Annotated in this window: 14 protein-coding genes; 6 read left to right on the top strand and 8 right to left on the bottom strand. The window is 49.2% G+C overall.

Annotated elements, in window-relative coordinates; translation table 11 throughout:
- Positions 1 to 13: 13 nt before the first annotated feature.
- Positions 14 to 499 (bottom strand): hypothetical protein, encoded by a 486-nt coding sequence (locus tag M4J38_RS17085; RefSeq protein ID WP_251761018.1) that lies wholly within the window; start codon positions 497 to 499, stop codon positions 14 to 16.
- An 88-nt stretch (positions 500 to 587) separates the two neighbouring features.
- Here M4J38_RS17085 and M4J38_RS17080 point away from each other — a divergent pair, with 88 nt between their 5' ends.
- Positions 588 to 4,346, top strand: coding sequence for a S8 family serine peptidase (locus tag M4J38_RS17080; protein ID WP_251761017.1), 3,759 nt, complete (start codon positions 588 to 590; stop codon positions 4,344 to 4,346).
- Positions 4,347 to 4,624: 278 nt separating this feature from the next.
- Here M4J38_RS17080 and M4J38_RS17075 read toward each other — a convergent pair whose 3' ends face one another.
- The 5 genes from M4J38_RS17075 to dtd all read right to left on the bottom strand — a co-directional run bounded on the left by M4J38_RS17075 (position 4,625) and on the right by dtd (position 8,318).
- Positions 4,625 to 4,918 (bottom strand): hypothetical protein, encoded by a 294-nt coding sequence (locus M4J38_RS17075; RefSeq protein ID WP_251761016.1) that lies wholly within the window; start codon positions 4,916 to 4,918, stop codon positions 4,625 to 4,627.
- 140 nt (positions 4,919 to 5,058) lie between these two features.
- A complete protein-coding gene (locus M4J38_RS17070) occupies positions 5,059 to 6,507 on the bottom strand; it encodes a glycine--tRNA ligase (protein ID WP_251761015.1) in 1,449 nt (482 codons plus the stop codon).
- Positions 6,508 to 6,523: 16 nt separating this feature from the next.
- Positions 6,524 to 7,441 (bottom strand): YihY/virulence factor BrkB family protein, encoded by a 918-nt coding sequence (locus tag M4J38_RS17065; RefSeq protein WP_251761014.1) that lies wholly within the window; start codon positions 7,439 to 7,441, stop codon positions 6,524 to 6,526.
- 79 nt (positions 7,442 to 7,520) lie between these two features.
- Positions 7,521 to 7,862 (bottom strand): nucleotide pyrophosphohydrolase, encoded by a 342-nt coding sequence (locus M4J38_RS17060; RefSeq protein WP_251761013.1) that lies wholly within the window; start codon positions 7,860 to 7,862, stop codon positions 7,521 to 7,523.
- Between the two features lie 3 nt (positions 7,863 to 7,865).
- Positions 7,866 to 8,318, bottom strand: coding sequence for a D-aminoacyl-tRNA deacylase (gene dtd / locus M4J38_RS17055; protein WP_251761012.1), 453 nt, complete (start codon positions 8,316 to 8,318; stop codon positions 7,866 to 7,868).
- Between the two features lie 62 nt (positions 8,319 to 8,380).
- Between dtd and arfB the strand changes: the two genes are divergently transcribed.
- The 3 genes from arfB to M4J38_RS17040 are packed head-to-tail and all read left to right on the top strand — an operon-like array spanning position 8,381 to position 10,627.
- Positions 8,381 to 8,791 (top strand): alternative ribosome rescue aminoacyl-tRNA hydrolase ArfB, encoded by a 411-nt coding sequence (gene arfB / locus M4J38_RS17050; protein ID WP_251761011.1) that lies wholly within the window; start codon positions 8,381 to 8,383, stop codon positions 8,789 to 8,791.
- Positions 8,792 to 8,805: 14 nt separating this feature from the next.
- Complete coding sequence (locus M4J38_RS17045; RefSeq protein WP_251761010.1) at positions 8,806 to 9,588, top strand: MbnP family protein; 783 nt, start codon at positions 8,806 to 8,808, stop codon at positions 9,586 to 9,588.
- 1 nt (position 9,589) lies between these two features.
- Entirely contained in the window at positions 9,590 to 10,627 is a 1,038-nt protein-coding gene (locus M4J38_RS17040) for a cytochrome-c peroxidase (RefSeq protein WP_251761009.1), read from the top strand.
- On the opposite strand, the gene M4J38_RS17035 is transcribed toward M4J38_RS17040, so the two are convergent.
- Positions 10,628 to 11,275, bottom strand: coding sequence for a hypothetical protein (locus M4J38_RS17035; RefSeq protein ID WP_251761008.1), 648 nt, complete (start codon positions 11,273 to 11,275; stop codon positions 10,628 to 10,630). It lies immediately after the preceding gene.
- 74 nt (positions 11,276 to 11,349) lie between these two features.
- Here M4J38_RS17035 and M4J38_RS17030 point away from each other — a divergent pair, with 74 nt between their 5' ends.
- Positions 11,350 to 12,843 (top strand): lipopolysaccharide biosynthesis protein, encoded by a 1,494-nt coding sequence (locus M4J38_RS17030; RefSeq protein ID WP_251761007.1) that lies wholly within the window; start codon positions 11,350 to 11,352, stop codon positions 12,841 to 12,843.
- On the opposite strand, the gene M4J38_RS17025 is transcribed toward M4J38_RS17030, so the two are convergent.
- Complete coding sequence (locus tag M4J38_RS17025) at positions 12,840 to 13,481, bottom strand: MBL fold metallo-hydrolase (protein WP_251761006.1); 642 nt, start codon at positions 13,479 to 13,481, stop codon at positions 12,840 to 12,842. The two genes, M4J38_RS17030 and M4J38_RS17025, sit on opposite strands and share 4 nt — an antisense overlap.
- A gap of 202 nt (positions 13,482 to 13,683) precedes the next feature.
- Here M4J38_RS17025 and M4J38_RS17020 point away from each other — a divergent pair, with 202 nt between their 5' ends.
- Positions 13,684 to 17,067, top strand: a complete 3,384-nt coding sequence (locus M4J38_RS17020; RefSeq protein WP_251761005.1) for a hypothetical protein — start codon at positions 13,684 to 13,686, stop codon at positions 17,065 to 17,067.
- The last annotated feature ends 45 nt before the right edge of the window (positions 17,068 to 17,112 follow it).

Genomic DNA, 17,112 nt, shown 5'->3' with positions numbered 1-17,112 from the left:
TACGACGATTCTTTTAATACACGGCCTTGTAGTCGAGCATCAGCCGGAGCGGTGTAACCGAATCTTTGCCCACGTGAACCGGGTTCAGGTTCCCGAACTGGTCCGATATGTTGGCATAGAAGAGGGAATCCACCCCCATCAGCACGGAGTAATCCCCCGCCGGAAGTTCAATGGAGAAGGTTCCATCCTTTTCTGTTTTGAACGATTTTACCAACGGGCTGTTGATCTTTTTGTAGAAAGAAGGATTGGCGGCGGCTTCAGCCATAGCAGGGGCAGTGAGTTCGTGGATGAACAGGGTACACTGAATGCCCGGCGGGGTATCAGCGGGATTGTCCGGGGAAGGCATCCTGTTCCCAGCCACCCAGAGTACCTGGCCGGAAATACCCTGCTTCAGGGCATTCCCTTTGTTGCCCGGGCGGGTGCCGCATGCGTTGAGGATGATCATCGACAGAATGGGTATTATTAGCTGAATTTTAGCCGATTTGAAAATCTGTTTCATAACTTGTATGCGTAATTAGATAAACATTGCTCACCTGGTGGCCAGAAGCCTGCTATTGCGTAAATTAATGATTAATCATACACCTTATATGAAGAAGGGCTGGAAATACCTGTTGTTGACCGCGTTAATCGGCTTTTGCGCCACAGTTTCCAGCCAGGAAAAAACGAATGTGGCGGCGTTGACCCGCTTGAAAGCAAGTTTCTCGGATTACGAAAAAGCCAGTTTGTCTAAGGCGCTTCAACTTTCTAAAACAAAGGGCTGGCCGGTAAGCAGCCGCGACGCAGCGGGAAATTTCATCATGTTGGCGGGTGTGGATGAGAATGGCTTTCCGGTCTATATCTCAAGTCATAATAATCTGACATCAGCAGCAACAGTAGGCACTAACCAGTTGTGGGCAGGCGGCACCACCGGGCTGAACCTGAACGGAAGCAGTGCCAGTGTACGTGGCAAAATGGGCATCTGGGACGAAGGCATGGTGAGGGGGACACATATAGAACTTACCGGCAGGGTGATACAGCAGGACAACGCTTCCACGCCACAGAACCATGCCACGCATGTAGCAGGTACATTAATAGCTTCAGGCGTGAATCCATTGGCCAAAGGAATGGCCTTTGGTTTCCAGCAATTACAGGCTTACGATTTCAACAGTTATCAAACGGAAATGGCTGGGGTAGCAGCCAACCTGCTCCTATCGAACCACTCCTACGGACAACCGGCAGGATGGCAATTCAACAGTACACAGAACAGGTGGGAATTTAACGCGCCCAATGGGGCCACGGAAGATTATAAATTCGGCTATTACAGCGCTGACGCGCAAAGATGGGACGAACTGGCTTACAACGCACCGAACTACCTGATCGTAAAGTCTGCCGGAAACAACAGGAGCCAGAACGGACCCGATCCCGGTAGCGTGTATTGGGGATATGACGCAAGCAATAACCTCGTGAACAAAGGGGAAAGACCGCAGAACCTGAGCAACAACGATGGTTACGACATTATTTCCACGTATGGCACCGCGAAAAATATCCTTACCATTGGTGCGGTTGATGCCCTTCCATCCGGGTACTATTCAGCATCGGACGTCAAAATATCGGATTTCAGCAGTTGGGGTCCAACTGACGATGGCCGGATCAAACCTGACCTGGTTGCTGTGGGAACCAATGTATTGTCTTCGTACGCCGGAAGCGACAACGCTTACACCAGCATCAGCGGTACCTCCATGGCTACGCCGAACGTTACGGGCTCTCTTCTATTGTTGCAGGAACTGTACGCCCAGAAGAACGGCAACGCAGTGATGAGATCGGCCACGTTAAAAGGTATTGCGCTGCACACGGCGGATGAAGCAGGAGCAAACCCTGGTCCGGATTATATTCATGGATGGGGTTTGCTGAACATGGTGAAAGCAGCCGCGGTAATTACGAACAGGAACGCCGGTTCCCTCATAGAGGAGCGCACACTCAATTCAGGTACCCCGCAAACCATTACCGTGGTCGCTTCCGGAAAAGAACCGCTGGTGGTGTCCATTTGCTGGACAGATCCGAAAGGAGAAGTGACCTCAGGGACACCGCTGAACAGCAGAACCTCCAAACTAGTTCATGACCTTGACGTGCGCGTGACCCGTGGATCCCAGTCGTTTTTACCTTGGAGACTGAATGTGCTCGCACCTTCCGCGGCAGCCACCAGAGCGGACAATACCGTGGATAATTTTGAAAAGATTGAGGTGCTTAATCCTATACCCGGCGAAACCTACACGATTACCGTTTCCAACAAAGGAACACTGTCGCAGGGTCCCCAGGCATATTCCCTCATTGCAACAGGGGTAAACGGGATAACCTACTGTACGTCCGCTTCCGCTGGTACAGGTGGGATTCTCGAGCAACTGGTGGCAGGCAGCACCACGTACACCCCCGTGGACCCGAGTGCCTGCGTTGGCTACATGAACGTTACGGGCAGTACTATTTCGGCAGAACCCGCCTCTAACCTCTCCTTTAGTGCTAAACTTACCAATTGCGGCGCTGGAACGAACGCTAAAATGGCCAAAATATTCATCGACTTCAACAACAACGGCACTTTCGATGTGAATGAACAGGTCGCGGCCACGGTTACCGGCATTACAGGAAACGGTACTTTTTCCGGGACAATCGCCATTCCCGCCACTGTTTCCATCGGAAGCACCACCAGGCTGCGACTCGTGATTCAGGAAACAACAAACATCAATAATATTAGTGCGTGTGGAAACTACGGCAATGGTTCCACCTACGATTTCCCTGTCTCTTTTGTGAAGCCATCCAAAGATGTGCGGGTCACCTCCCTGGTGTATCCGGCACCAGGTGAATGCGCCAATCCCGCGCAGCGCGTTACGCTCCGTTTGAGGAACCAGGGCACTGGTATGCTGGACAGTATTCCTGTTCGGGTGATCATTAAGTCGGGCGCTACGGAAATCGTGAACAACCTGAATTTTTACAGAGGTAAGGTGCGCGCCGGCTCGGAAGTGCAGTATACCGGTCAGTTCACCTTCGCCACAACGCCGGGTGCAAGTTACACCATCGAAGCGTATACCACTTTTGATGCATCGAATGATCAGAACCTGGCCAACGATACGGTTCGACAAAACATCACCATCGCCGCGGCCAGCGCCGCACCCACCGGCACCGCCACCATTTGCGGCCCGGGTACCGCGCAACTTCGCAGTAATGAGTCTTCAGGCAACCTTTTATGGTATACCACGAGTAACGGTACAGTGCCCATAGGTGCAGGGCAAAATGTGAATACCACCAGTATTCCGGCTAATAATACTTTTTACCTGGGCAGAAACGATTTCCGGAGTGTGGCGGCACCAGGCATCACTACTTTAGGCACCTCAACAGCCACGTATAACAGGTTTACCGCCTTTAATAACTTCAGCAACAGCACCCCCGTTATAATTGAAGGATTCCGTGTTTATACCGCTACATCGGGAAAAATTACGCTTACCGTAGCCAATCTTCAATCGTTCAATGGAACAAATATTTCTTACATACCGCTCGCTCGAACCGTGCTAGATGTACAAAGAAGCAGAAACGCGGATGGCTCCGACGCAGGCAGGTACTATCAGGTGAACCTGCCCGTGAATGAAACCGGAGATCATATTTTACTGATGGAGCTGGAACAGACCACTAACGGCGATACCGTTTACGCCATCATCAACCAAAACCTGGCCACCAATCCCTACCCCATAGGAAACGCCTTTTTCCGGCTCACGGGGAACAGCAACTACAATAACGATAATCCCAACAATTTCCAGAAATTCTTCTACCTCACTTATGATATTGTGGCGCGATCACAGGGTTGTGCAAGCGCTTCAAAAACCCCGATAGTAGCGCAACAGAGCACGGCCCCCGTTATCACACAAAACAGTAACCTGCTTACCAGTAATGTTACCACCGGTCTGCAATGGTACAGGAACAACATCGCCATCCCTGGTGCGACCGGTGCTACCTATACCATCATTGAACCAGGTTCCTACCGTGTGGACGCTACTGTTTCAGGATGCACCGTGCCTTCCAATACGATCAACGCACTCGTGACCGCGTTGGTTGACCTTGACAATATTTCCAATGGCGTACTGGTGGCCCCGAACCCCAATAACGGGAACTTCGAACTCGCCTTCCAGACCACCCGGACCGGTAAACTCGCCATTGCACTGTACAACACGCAAGGTCAGGCAATTTATAACGAAAACCGCAATACCTTCACCGGCACCTACCGCAAAAACTTCGCGTTGCAACACCTTGCCAACGGTATCTACTGGCTGAAGATCACCCACGCAGGAAAAGAATGGACCCAGAAACTGGTCATCGCCAAATAATGCTCAACCGAATTCCATAACCAAAGAGGGCGTATCGTTTTCGATACGCCCTCTTTGGTTAATTGAGTTGTATTTCTAACCGTATACAATAATAGTACATCCTGCAATGAAGCCTGTCTTTGCGTCCTTGCTCCTGCGAGGTACGAAGCAGCGCATTGCGAGGTACGAAGCAATTGCGTGAAAAGGAATTTAACCCATTGACAAAAGAATATTAAGTACAGCCCTTCTTCCGGCAATACGCAAATCAGGAAAGATCAAAAAAATCTAACGGAAAACTACTAGTAAGCGCGCTTCTTGAGCGTAGCGGAAACATCTCCCGCCTGAGGCTCCTGCTTCAATGGCACCACGGGCACATTGGCATTGCTCTGCGGCAATTGTTGTTTCAGCGCTGATATTTCCTGGTGCAATTTGAGTATCTCCGCGTGGTTAGAGATCATTTCATTTTCCAGTTCAAAAATGCGGGATTGTTTTTTTCTCAGTTGACGGGTACGAATAAAGAACCCTATGCCTACAAGCGTAGCGGCAAGCAGTGCAAACTGAATGATGTTGAGCGAGATTGTCAGGGCAACCAAAGTAGTAGATTTAATCGTTTAACATAACTACGGAGGATAAATCTTTTCAGATTTACCTTTTTTAGTAATTGGTTTTCCTGGATTTGAATAGAGGTTATTTCTGCAAAATTAACCGTTTCTTATTGAAAGGTTGACATTTGCTAAAAAATTTCCGCCAGAATAAGTGTTTTCACCTCATCCATGTGTACCCGCTTTTGCTCCATAGAGTCCCTGAAACGAATGGTAACCGTGCGGTCCTCTTTGGTCTGGTGGTCCACCGTAACACAGAAAGGCGTACCAATCGCATCCTGGCGGCGGTATCTTTTACCGATGGCGTCCTTTTCTTCGTAGAAGCATTTGAAGTGAGGCTTGCATGCATCCATCAGCTCCCGGGCCAGTTCGGGTAACCCGTCCTTTTTGGTGAGGGGGAACACGGCCAGTTTGATGGGGGCCAGTTTGGCCGGAAACTTCAGCACCACACGACTATCGGCCTTTTCAGGCGTGCTCAGGTCCTCTTCCGTGTAGGCGTGGCTCAGCACCATCATTACGGAGCGGTCCAGCCCGATGGAGGTTTCGATCACATACGGGATATAGTTCTGGTTGATCTCCGTATCGAAGTACTGCATTTTCTTTTTGCTGTATTCCTGGTGGTTGCGGAGGTCGAAGTCGGTACGGGAGTGAATGCCTTCCACTTCCTTGAAACCGATGGGGAAATCGAATTCAATATCACAGGCGGCATCGGCATAGTGGGCCAGTTTCACATGGTCGTGGAAACGGTATTTTTCCGCGGGAATGCCCAGGCTCTGGTGCCATTTCATGCGGGCTTCCTTCCAGTATTCGTACCATTCCTTCTGTGTTCCGGGTTTAATGAAAAACTGCATTTCCATCTGCTCGAATTCACGCATCCGGAAAATAAACTGCCGGGCCACGATCTCGTTCCGGAAGGCCTTCCCCACCTGGGCGATACCGAAAGGAATCTTCATCCTGCCGGTTTTCTGCACATTGAGGAAATTCACAAAAATGCCCTGGGCGGTTTCGGGACGGAGGTAAACCTTATTGTCTTCTTCGTTTTCGGAGGAAACGGCGCCGAATTCGGTGGAGAACATCAGGTTGAACTGGCGCACATCGGTCCAGTTCACGGTTCCGCTTACGGCGCATTTGATCTTTTTCTCATCGATCAGCGTTTTCAGTCCGGCATAGTCATCTGCCGCTTCCAGTTTTCTCATTTCAGCGATCAGCGCATCGGCTCCGGCGGTATCTCCTTTGGCTTTCAGCTCTTCCGCGTGGGCCTCAATCAGGTGGTCTACCCGGTATCTTTTTTTGGAATCTTTGTTATCGATCATGGGATCGCTGAAATTATCAACGTGTCCGCTTGCTTTCCAGGTGGTGGGGTGCATGAAGATGGCCGCGTCGATACCCACGATGTTCTCGTGCATTTGCGTCATGCTTTTCCACCAGTAATCACGGATGTTCCGCTTCAGTTCGCTGCCCCACTGGCCATAGTCGTACACCGCTGCCAGTCCATCATAAATTTCACTGGAAGGGAAAATGAATCCGTATTCTTTACAATGCGAAATAATCGCCTGGAATGTATTCGTATCGTTTGCCATAGGCTGCAAATATATTTTATTCCGGCTGATCCTGTAGCGCTTTTTCGGATTCAATTTCAACCTGTTGAATCCAGACGGCGTATTCGTTGGGGTATATTCTTTCCCCTTTGTGCATGGCATACACCCTGGTAAATTCCGCCCCGAAATACAGGATCATGGAGGAATAATACACCCAAAGCAGGATCAGGATAAGGGACCCTGCCGCACCATATACGGAACTGGCCTGGTTGCTGCCCAGGTATAAACCGATCAGGAACTCCCCCACCATGAAAAGAATAGCGGTGGTAAAAGCGCCCGCCCGCACATGCCGCCACTTTACTTTGGCATCGGGCAGCACTTTAAAGATGATTCCGAACAGCAGAGAAGTAACGAGGAAACTGATGGACAGGTTGATGATGTAGACCAGGTAGGAAGAAAGGTCAGGCAGCAATGCCGTGATGCGGTCAAGCAAAAGGCTGAGCAGACTGTGCACCATTAGTGTTACCAGCAAGAGAAAGCCCAGTCCCACCAGCATGGAAAAAGAGATCAGCCGGTTCAGCAGCATTTTCAGGAAGCCCCGTTTGGGCTTCGCTTTCAGGCGCCATATATAGTTAATGGAATCCTGTATTTCTCCGAACACGGTGGTAGCGGTTACCAGCAATGTGCCGATCCCGATTACGGCGGCGATTCCGCCGGATTGTGATTCCCTTGAAGCCCTGATGGCCCCTTCAATTTGTTTGGCCGCCTCGGCGCCTACGAAATCCGATATCTGGTTGAAGAGCGAGCCTTCTATCGCCTCCCTTCCCAGGAAAAGATCACTCACCCAGATGATCACCAGCAGCATGGCGGGCAGGGAAAAGACCGTATAATAGGCCAGGGCCGCGCTCATCCGCAAAACTTTATCGTCTATAAAATCGATGGCCGCCTGTTTGAGTACCTGGAAAGTTGATTTCATGGGAGATCGCCGGTTTTTAGGTGATGAATAAGGGACGAAGCCGCTACTGGTTTTATGGAAAAACCGTACCATTACCCGCTCAGGGCCTCAACTTCTCATTCTCCGTATGGCGCTTTCCATCACGATGCGTCTTTTTCTCGAAATTCTTTTCCAGCGCTTCAGTAAGGTCCACCCCGGTCTGATTGGCCAGGCACAGCAGCACCCAGAGTACATCGGCCATTTCATCGCCCAGTTCCTTGCCTTCGTCGGAGGCTTTAAAAGACTGCTCTCCATATTTTCTTACCATCAGCCGGGAGAGCTCCCCAACTTCTTCCATCAATATGCCCAGGTTGGTGAGTTCGTTGAAATAGCGGACACCAATGGTTTTGATCCATTCGTCCACGCGTTGTTGGGCATCTTTAAGTGTTAGTGTTCCTTCCATTTTCTATTCTTTTTGTTTGGTGTCCATAAAGATGGTGACCGGTCCATCGTTGAGCAGCGATACTTTCATATCGGCTCCGAAAATACCCGTTCCGATCTTCTTTCCGAGGTCTGCTTCAAGTTGAGTGATCATTTTTTCGTAGAGCGGAACGGCGATTTCCGGTTTACTGGCCTTGATATAGGAGGGCCGGTTTCCTTTTTTGGTGGCCGCATGCAGCGTGAACTGGCTCACCAATATCAGGTCTCCGCCGGTTTCCAGTAAACTCCGGTTCATTACGTCCTCTTCATCGTTAAAAATGCGCAACTGGACGATTTTTTTGCTCAGCCATGCAATGTCTTCTATCGTATCGCTGTCCTCAATACCCAACAGGACGAGTAATCCCGGTCCAATGGCGGCGCATGTGGTTCCATCCACGGTAACGGAAGCCTGGGATACCCGTTGAATAACGGTTCTCATATAAATGAATGAATTGAGTAATTTTAACCTGTAAAAGAAAAGAAAATAACAGAAAGCATCCCATGAAAATTGATCTTTCCCCTGAAATAAGCTTCCAGACGGCGCGCAGTGGTGGAAAAGGAGGGCAGAACGTGAATAAAGTGGAAACCATGGTGGAAGGATACTTTGACGTGGCCGCCAGCCGTTTATTGAATGAACAGCAGCAAGCGATGGTATTTCAGAAACTGGCGAACCGGATCAATGCATCGGGTGTTTTACTCGTTAAGTCGCAGGAAGAACGCTCACAATTAGGCAATAAACAACGCGTTCTGGAAAAAATGAATGAACTGGTAGCGTTGGCCATCACGCCCAAAAAAGCAAGGATAGCCACCAGGCCCGGAAAGGCAGTTAAAGAGAGAAGGCTCATACAAAAGAAGCAACAGAGCGAACGGAAACAGAACAGATCTCGTATAAGAAAGGGTGAGGATTATTAACTAAAAGAAACCGCATGAAATCAGTAATAAGGCAGTTATATGTATTATTCCTCCTGGCCATGCTCTTCACTTCCTGCCAGCGGGAACTAAGCACTGAAGGCGAGGAACCACCTGTTCCCACCTATCCTGTGCGGTTCTTCTTCGAAAACTTTGTGGATACTGAACCACTGCTTGCAAACAGTCAGTACACTACCCCCCAGGGAGAGGCTTTTGAAGTGCGCACCTTTAAATACTACATCAGCAACCTGGAACTGAGCAATTCCACAACAGGAAAAACAAGTTATGCCGCAGATTTCTACCACCTTGTGGACAACTTCAAAGCTGATTCAAAAAATTTCGAAGCGCGGTTTGAAGCGGGTACTTACGATAAAATACGTTTCCTCATAGGCGTGGACAGTACACGAAACGTCTCCGGTGCCCAAGCTGGCGCGCTGGACGCTAAATTGGGGATGTTCTGGACCTGGAATACCGGGTATGTATTCGCGAAACTGGAAGGTAGTTCACCTGCCGCAACAACACCAAACAAAGAGTTCTCTTATCATATAGGTGGTTTTCGTACCGGTGAATCCGCACTCCGTTATGTTGAATTCACCATTCCGTCTCCTGGAACATTAACGGTTGGACCTGGCGCAAACGGACAAGTGGCGATCATGGCCAATGTGAATACCTGGTTCAACAGGGTGCATGATCTTCCCATTGCCGGAAGTTCATTCATTCACAGTCCGGGCGGAGCCGCCATGCAATACGCCGACAATTACAGTGGCATGTTCACCCTACTGGCCGCCGGAAATCCCTAATATGAAAAAGCTCACCGTCATATCCTTCGCCCTGGCCACCTTATTTCTATTGGTGCTGCCTGCCGCGTGCAAAAAGGACAACGGTTTTTCCACCACGCCACTGACACTTGAAATCCCTGACGGGTTCCCAACGGAAACAACGGTATTCGCCAACAACCCGCTCACCAAAGAAGGATTTGAACTGGGTCGCCGCCTTTTTTATGATGGTAAATTGTCTAAGGATGGCAATTTCCCCTGCGCTTCCTGCCACCAGCAATTCGCGGCATTCGCTACGTTTGAACACGCCTTTAGCCACGGTTTCAACAATGCCTTCACCACCCGTAACGCGCCCGGCCTTTTCAACCTGGCCTGGCACAGCGAATTCCATTACGATGGCGGCATCAATCACCTTGAAGTACAACCGCTGGCACCTATTACCGCCACCAACGAAATGGCTGAAGACGTAGAAAATGTATTGAACAAACTACGCGCGGATTCCGCTTACCCGGAACAATTCAGGAAAGCTTTCGGTTCCCCGGAAATCAATAGCCAGCGCATGCTCCGGGCAATTACACAATTCGTGGGAAGTATGGTTTCCGCTGATTCGAAATACGATAAGGTAAAAAAAGGCACCGCCACTTTCACCCCGGTGGAAGCCGATGGATATGCGCTTTTCAAAGCCAACTGCGCTACGTGTCACAAGGAGCCGCTGTTCACCGACCTCAGCTACCGGAACAACGGGTTGGACATAAACCCCTTTATCAACGATTATGGGAGAATGGGCATCACCCGCAGAAAAGAGGATTCACTCAAATTCAAAGTACCGAGTTTAAGAAATCTGGCACTCACCTATCCTTATATGCACGATGGCCGGTTTTTCTCTATTGAAGCGGCTGTGCAACATTATATGAGCGGCATCCAGCAAAGCCCTACCCTGGATCCTTTGCTGCGCAACGGCATCCCGCTTACCCAGGGGCAGAAAGCCGCTATCGTGGCGTTTCTCCGCACATTAACCGACGAAACATTTATTGCCGACCCGCGCTTCAGCGCCCCGGAATAATCAGTCGTTTTCCTTGCGCCGCTTGGTGCGAAGGGTTTCCAATACTTTCCGCTGCAGTTCTACTTCCTCCCCCTGTTTTTGTATGGCGGTCTTGTTTTCTGCCATACTTTGTTCCAGTTGCAGTTTCTTTTTTTCCAAAGCAACAGAATCACTTTGCAGTCCCTGGAATTTCCTTTCCGCCTTCCGGATCAGTTCTTCCTGGGAACCGATCTCCAGTTCCAGCGCATGATCGCCCGCCAGCGGATGCAGGCTGTTGGCGAATTGCTTCACACCTTCCGCCAATGCGCCATCTGCACTTCTTCCAATAAAATTTTCAGCACCTTTTGCGGTGAGGATGGTTAATATAGTGGCGTCTTTATCTTTCCGGCCCTTTCGTTCCGTTTTCACATAAAGGTCCACGGATTCGGAACCAAGTTCCTTTAAACGCACCCCTTTGTATTCAGTATACCCTTTGTTGTTTTTCCCGGAGTACCCTCTTTTTTTCATTTCCTGCTTCACCGCTGTTTCCACCACATCGGGTGGATAAGGCAGCTCGGAGATGGTGGCGGGATATGTTTTTTTATTGTAGGAAGCCGTGCCTTCTGTGCTTTGAGCGAGGGCAGACACGCCAAAAAAAAGGACGGAAAGGAGAAGGGTAAAATTGCGCATACGCATAAGTTTTTGCCTGCTAAAGATACAAAAACCAATTGCTTCCAGTAGGTTTGTCGAACATTCGATTACCATTGAGCAGCATTAAACAACTGGCAGGACAAACTTTCTGGTACGGGCTCAGCAGCATGGGCGCCCGCTTCCTTAATTATTTGCTTACCCCTTACCTTACCGGCACCATGACCACCGAAGGGTATGGTGAAATGAGCATTGTGTATGGCGCCGTGCCTTTGCTGAACGTGATTTTCGCTTATGGACTGGAAACCGCTTATTTCCGTTTCGCGAAGCAGGGTAAGGAGCGGGAAGTGTACAATACTACTTCGCTTTCCATCATCTTCACCACTCTAATCTTCACGACCCTGCTCATCAGTTTCAGGGAGGAACTGGCAACGCTGGCGCTGATTCCGGCACACCCGGATTACATCACCATGATGGCGCTTATCATCGGACTGGACGCGCTGGCCATTCTTCCGTTCACCAAACTCCGGCAGGAAGGAAGGCCCATTAAATTCGCCACCATCCGCATCGCCAGTATTCTGATCAATATCGGGGCGGTGTATTTCTTTATTTCCGTATTGCCGGAATTGAAAGAGCAGTATCCTAACAATACCATCTTTGCGCTCTATAATAAGGATCACCAGGTAGGCTATGTGATCATGGCCAACCTGCTGCAGGCCTTCTTCACCCTTATTTTCCTTTCCAGGGAATGGCTCTCCATCAAATTCCAGTTCAACGCACGCCTTTGGAAGGAGATTATGGTCTACGCGCTCCCACTTACCATCGTGGGCTTCGGAGGCATGATTAACGAAACAATCGACCGGCTGATGTTGCCTTGGCGACTGGGTATAGACGTGGAAGCGGCCAAAGGAGAAACAGGCATTTACAACGCGGTGTACAAGCTTTCGCTCCTCATTACTTTGTTTGTGCAGGCTTTCCGTATGGGCGCCGAACCGTTTTTCTTCAAACAGGCTGAGGGGGAGAACGCGCAGAAAACGTACGCCAGGGTCATGAAATTTTTCGTGATCGCTGTTACAGGCATGTTCCTGTTCGTGGCCCTTTACCTGGAAGCCTGGAAACACTTTATCCAGAACCCGGAAATGTGGGTAGGGCTGAAAGTGGTGCCCATCCTGCTTTTCGCGAATATCTTCCTGGGCATATACTATAACCTTTCGATCTGGTATAAAATTTCGGGCAGAACACGGGCGGGCGCCACCATTACCCTGGTGGGCGCGGGCATTACGCTGCTGGTGAACTATTTCTTTATCCCCTATTTCAGTTATATGGCTAGCGCCTGGGCCACATTCCTCTGTTACGGTACCATGATGGTCATCTCTTTCACCTGGGGTCAGAAAGTTTACCCGGTTCCTTACGCCTGGAAAAAACTGCTCGCCTACATGGTCATTGTGGCCCTGTTGTTCTTTGTGCACAAGGGACTCACGGCAGTTGTTGCCAACAAAGTATTTTATTACGCGCTCGCTACATTATTACTGGCGGCATACGGATTTTTCATTCTCCGGGTGGAAAGAAAAGAATTCAAAAGGTTCCCGGTGATCGGGAAATACCTCTAGCGGTTAAGAAAGGGATTATGTTTTTTCTCATATCCGATTGTTGTGGGTTCTCCATGCCCGGGATATACCACCGTTTCGTCAGGCAGCGTAAAAAGTTGGGTTCGGATACTGTTCAGCAGCACCTCCATACTTCCGCCCGGGAGGTCGGTTCGGCCGATGCCTTCGTGGAAAAGCACATCTCCCCCTATCACAAAGCCCTGTTCCGCATGGTAGAACGAAACACTTCCGGGAGAATGTCCTGGTGTAAACAATACCTGGAGACGATCGGCCCCAAAAACAACATCGGTACCTTCCTGTAACCAGTGCATCGGGCCGGTGTAAGGTTCAAAGGGTAGTTGCCACATCAGTCCGGAGGCGGGGGCCATTTTATACACCTGCTCTTCGGCGGGATGGAGCCAGGGTTGCAGCCCCCAGGTTTCGGCCACAAACTTGTTTCCGAAGACATGATCGAGGTGTCCGTGGGTATTTAACAAAAGTTTTACTTCCATTCCCCGAACTTCAATCCATTGTTTCAAAACTTGCTTTTCTTCATCAAAATAACAGCCGGGATCAACAACTATACATTCATTTTTTTCGTTATGAAGTAGGTATGTATTCTCCCGGATAGGGCTGAACGTAAATGTTTCGAGGGTGAGCATAATTTTTAAATGATGGATTTTGAATTTTGAATGATGGCTGTTGAGTGCAGAAAAGTTGAAGGAATTTTAGCGAACGCACAAGGCAGGTGCATTTTTTGCTGTAAAAACCAAGCCAATCCAATTCAAAATTCAACATCCAACATCCAAAATTCCCAAAAGGAATTAACCCGAAAGGTATAATTTTAGATTCTAATTCAATAGTATGCAATTTCTTAAGAATAAAATTGTCGGGAGCCTGCAGTTGTGCTGTATGCTGCTGGCAACCCTTACATCCGTGGCGCAGGTGAGTTCTGTTGAATTCGGGAAGAACAGGGTACAACACAGAAAATTCACCTGGCAATACTACCAGTCGCCCAATTTTAATACCTATTTCAGCGATAACGGGCTAACGCTGGGCAAATATGTGGCGCAACTGGCGGAACAGGAACTGGGGCAACTGGAAAATTTTATTGAAGAGGGACTGCAACGCAGGATCAACCTGGTGGTGTACAATAATTTCGATGACCTTCAGCAATCCAACATCGGTGCCAACATCGACTGGCAGAATACGGGTGGGATCACGAAACTTGTGAACAATAAAATGATCGTGTACTTCACCGGCGATCACAACAACCTTAAAAAGCAAATTCGCGAGGGCATTGCCCGGGTATTGCTCGAAAACCAGCTCTTCGGCGAGGACCTCGGTGAATTCGCCGCCAACCAGGCCCTGCTCGATCTTCCTAAATGGCTCACCGACGGCTACGTGAAATTCGCCGCTGAAAACTGGAACGCCACACTCGACGACCAACTTCGTTCCGCCATGCTGAACGGCAGCTACCGTAACTTCTACCAGTTCGCTTTCGATAAACCTGAACTCGCGGGCCAGGCATTCTGGTTCTATATCGCCGAAGTGTATAAGATTGAAAATGTTCCTTATTTCCTATACCTCGCGAGGGTTTATAAAAACCTAAACACGGCCAGTCAGCGGATATCCAAAAAGAAATTTAAAGGGCTGCTCTCCGATTTCATGACCTTCCAGCAGGAAAAATATTACAAAGATATCCGGTCCCGCCGCAACGTTCCCAAAGGAACCGTTTCCGTAGTGGAACAGGTAGGCCCCCGCAAAGATTTCTTCCGCTTCTCCCCCAACCCGGCTCCCCGCAGCCAGACCTATGCTTTGGTGGAGTTTAAGAACGGGCAATACAGCGTTGTACTGTACGATAATTTTATCTTCAGAAAAGTACTGCTGAAATACGGGGTGCGTTCCCGCGACAATGAGATCAATCCCAACTACCCGCAACTGGCCTGGGATCCGAAAGGAACCCGTCTTGCAGTGCTTTATACGGAAGAAGGTAAGATCAAACTATTCGTATATGATGCCCTTAAAAGGTACAAGCCCGTGAAACAGGAACTGGATATGTTCAACCAGATTCAGGACATGAAATATATGCTGAACTCGAATACCCTCCTGTTCAGCGCCGTGCGCAACGGGCAGACCGATATCTACATTTACAAAATTGAAACACAACAGATCGAACAGGTCACCAACGATATTTACGATGACCTGGACGCCACGTTCGTGAGCTTTCCCAATAAAACGGGAATCATCTATTCTTCCAACAGACCGTCACCCGATGCGCCCACCGGCGATAGTATTCTTCCCAACGGCAGGTACAACATTTACCTCGCCAGCAACTGGAACGAAAAAGAAAATTACCGCCAGCTCACCAAACTCACCAATATGCAGTTTGGCGACGCCCGGATGCCCACCCCTTACAATAGCTACCATTTCACCTTCGTATCCGATGAAAATGGGATCGCCAACAGGTACGCGGGCTTCTTCTCCACCCGCAGGGCCGGTTTGGATACCCTCGTGATCATCGGAGAAGACATCCTTCGCAATCCCGAAAAATCGGAGGTGGATTCTACCCTTAAATTGTGGGGTAAGAATGATATCGACTCACTGGCTTTCGTTTCCATCACCAGCGATTCCGCCTACGTATTCCCGATCACCAACTATTCCAGTGGTTTGAAAGAAACCAAGATAGCAGGTGAAACCGGCGTGGTAAGTGAAGTAACGCAACAGGACGATTTCAAATACCTCTACAAACTAAAAGTGAATGAGACGGCGTTGAAAAGAAGAAACGTCTCCGCCAAACCTACCGAATGGATGAAGCGCAGGATGCAGGAAGAAAAGATCGCCAGCGGACAGGCCACCATATTTAAACCGGCCGCGCCGGATACCACGAAGAAGAACATCTTCCAGACCGAATTCGGAAACGATACGGCCGTTACCAACCTTCCAGTATTCGATGATGTGCCGCAAAAACAATCGGTGCTTGCAAAATCAAGGCTGTTCGATTATAAACTGAAATTCTTCAGCGATTACGTGGTGGCAGGATTCGACAATAATGTATTGGTAAACAAATTCCAACCTTACCAGGGCGGAACAGGTCCTGTTCGTCTCGCCAACAACAACGTCATCAACGGGATCATCAGGATGGGTACCTCTGACCTTTTCGAGGACATTAAGTTCACCGGAGGATTCAGGATCAACCCCAACCTGAGCGATAACGAATACCTTTTCAACTTCCAATACCTTAAAAAAAGGATTGATTGGGGCATAACGTATTATCGTTTATCCGAACGTGGCCCAGCCTTGTTCTCCGATGGCTCCAATGTCAGGATTCCGTTGCTCGCGAAGCTGTACTCCAATCTATACCAGGCGAACTTTAAGTACCCTTTTGACCGTATCCGCAGTTTGCGGGCCAATGTAGGCATGCGGAGTGACAGGTACACTTTTAAATCAGATATTTATATACCGCCTACACGAAGATTTGAAGATACGACTACCAACTTCCTGTTAACGCATATTGAATATGTGTACGACAACTCCATTAATCCCACACTGAATATCTGGAATGGGCTTCGTTACAAGATATTCATGGACTGGAACACAAAAGTCAGCAATGTGGGCCAACAGGAAGGACGCTTCCTCTTTAATGTGGGATTCGATGCCAGGAACTATGTGCCCATTTACAGAAACCTGATATGGGCCGTGCGTGCAGCGGGCGACTTCTCCTGGGGAACACAAAAAATGATCTATTACCTGGGCGGTACCGATGGATGGCTCTTTCCAAAGTTCAATGATGCCAACAAGCCCGATCCCGATAACAATTATGCCTACCAAAGCCTTGCGCTTAACCTCCGCGGTTATAACCAAAACGCTGCAAATGGAAACAACGCCCTCACCATCAATAGTGAAGTGAGGTTACCGGTATTCACCACCCTGTTCAACAAACCCATCAACAACGCATTCCTGCGCAATTTCCAACTTGTTCAGTTCCTGGACCTGGGAGCGGCATGGAATGGAGCGTATGATAAGTTGTCGCGGCCATACCAGGTATATAATGACGAGGGAAATACAGGAAACCCAATTGCAGTGAAAATAAAAGCGGCCGGCTTAGGCCCCTTCGTTGGGGGATATGGTTTTGGCGCGAGAAGTACCTTACTGGGTTATTTCCTGCGAGGAGATTTTGCATGGGATATGAACGGATTTTTCAAAGGAAAGCCAATGTTCTATCTCTCTATGGGACTGGACTTCTAAATAACTGTCCTGCACTTTACGGTAAGCGCCCGGCCTTGTGTCGGG

This window comes from Parasegetibacter sp. NRK P23 (assembly GCF_023721715.1).
In the GTDB taxonomy this organism is placed as follows: domain Bacteria; phylum Bacteroidota; class Bacteroidia; order Chitinophagales; family Chitinophagaceae; genus Parasegetibacter.
This window is presented reverse-complemented; position numbering and strand designations above follow the sequence as displayed.